Source organism: Candidatus Aminicenantes bacterium (assembly GCA_026393855.1).
In the GTDB taxonomy this organism is placed as follows: domain Bacteria; phylum Acidobacteriota; class Aminicenantia; order Aminicenantales; family UBA4085; genus UBA4085.
In genome coordinates, this window is record JAPKZJ010000134.1 from 1 (window position 1) to 1,969 (window position 1,969).

At 61.2% G+C, this 1,969-nt stretch carries 2 protein-coding genes; both read right to left on the reverse strand.

What is annotated here, in order from left to right:
* On the reverse strand, positions 1 to 1,041 hold a 1,041-nt coding region (locus NTZ26_15620; GenBank protein MCX6561923.1), incomplete at its 3' end, for a glycosyltransferase family 39 protein.
* Positions 1,038 to 1,838, reverse strand: coding sequence for a WecB/TagA/CpsF family glycosyltransferase (locus NTZ26_15625; protein MCX6561924.1), 801 nt, complete (start codon positions 1,836 to 1,838; stop codon positions 1,038 to 1,040). The genes NTZ26_15620 and NTZ26_15625, both read right to left, overlap by 4 nt.
* Positions 1,839 to 1,969 lie beyond the last annotated feature (131 nt).

Here is a 1,969-nt window from a genome sequence, read left to right on the forward strand (position 1 = left end):
GGCTGCGATCTTCTTCCGATTCGTTCGCTCCCATGGCCAGCCGCAGCCTATCAAGAGCATGCCATACGGCACGAAGAGGGCGATTTGCTTTTTAATCGAGTAGCCCCGCGGCATCACCGACAAGCCCAGGAAAACAAGCCACAGGACCCCCAAAGTCACGTTGGCTCCAGCGCCCTCACGCTTCGCTTGTCTTCCGATTTTTCTTTTTTCAGCGGACCATCGAATCACATGAATTCCGGCAACCAAAACCAGATAGCCTGCCGCGATCATGAGCAAAACCAGGGTCGTGGTTCCGATGCCAAGCCCCTTGGTCAGCATTTGCCCGGGATAGGAACCGGTTTTAAGGACGCTGAAGAAAGCCCTCGCCGCCGGCGTTTTCAACCAAGGGAAAAACGCGATGCCCGCCGCAGCCAAGCCGAAAAGCCAATAGGAAATGCCGTGCGCTTCGATCTTCCCCCGTGTTTTCAGGAAGACGATAAGCAGTATTTGAAGCGGGATGAGGGAAAGCAGCGCATAATGGGTGTAGAAGGCCGCGACCATGCCGACCGCAAAGACGATGCCCGTAAGCAGACCCGGCTTCAGGAACAGATACACCGCCGCCGTCATGGCCGCCAAGCCGAGGGCGACGACGAAGCTGTAAGGGCGAAAGTCTTGCGAGTACCAGACCAATAAGGGGGACAAGGCGACAAGACCCGCGGCCGTCAGCGAGGCGTTCTTTCCGGCCACCTTCTTGCCGAAGAAATAGACCAGGGGGACGGCCGCCGCCCCGCATAGCGCCGGCAGGAGGCGGAGCCAGAATTCTCCCTCGCCGCCTTGCATCCAGAGCTTCTGCAGGATGAAGTGCAGCGGCGGATGATGGGTCTCGAACGTCTGTGTCCAAAGGGCCTTGAGCCCCGTTTTGACGACGGCGATATTGAACGCCTCATCGAGCCAGAGGCTTTTCCCGCCGAGATTCAGCAAGCGAATGAGAAGGCCGACGACCGTGGCCGCTAAGAGAAACTGAGGGCCATCAAGCCCCGTCCATGCGGCTCGGCGGTTCAATCCCGACCTTTATCGATGCGAGAGCGCGCTGACCTCCTTAGAACGGAAAGCGCGGCTTCCAATGCTCCCAGATACAGAAAATGAATGTTGCCGAGCGTATACCGCTTCCACAGCCTATAAGGATCGCGAAAGAGCCGGTAGATCCATTCCAACCCGGCCTGCTGCATGGCCAAGGGAGCCCGCTTCTGAACGCCCGTGATGAAGTCGAAAGCGGCCCCGACGCATACCGTAGCCGGAACTCCGGCCGCAGCCTTATTCTTCCAGGCCCAGACCTCTCCCTTGGGCGTTCCCAGTCCGACAAATAGGACGTCCGGGCCAGCCTTCTTGATCGCCGCGACGACCGATGCGTTGGCCACCGGATCATCGTGGAAGCCGACTGGCGGCGAAAGCGTCATCACGACACGCAAGCCCGGGTTTTTTACGGCCAGGATTTCGGCCGCCCGGGCGGCAATCCCGGGCGCGGCACCGAGGAAAGCCAGACGGTAGCCCTTCCGGGCCGCGACGGCGGCAAAGGCGGGCAGGATATCGGCCCCCGCAACCCGCTCCTTCAGAGGACAGCGGATCAGGCGCGACAGCCAGATGAGGGGGAGGCCATCGGCGACAATGACGTCCGCTCCGGCATAAGCCGCCCGAAATTCCGCATCCCTCCGCAGGACGGAGATATGCTGGGCATTGGGAGTGACGACCAGGCCCGGCCGGCCGGTCCGGACGAGCCGCTCGACGGCCGTAAGGGTCTCGCCCATCGACAAGTTGTCGATGTCGAGACCGAACAGACGGCAACGCGACTTGGAAACCATTATACCGGCCTTATGCTGGGATCATTATAGAGGGCTTGCACACGCCGCGCAACCTCGGGCCAGGCAAACCGGCCGGCCTGTTCCCGGCCCAGCCGCCGCAGCCGTGGCCGGACATCCGCATCGGTCGAGGC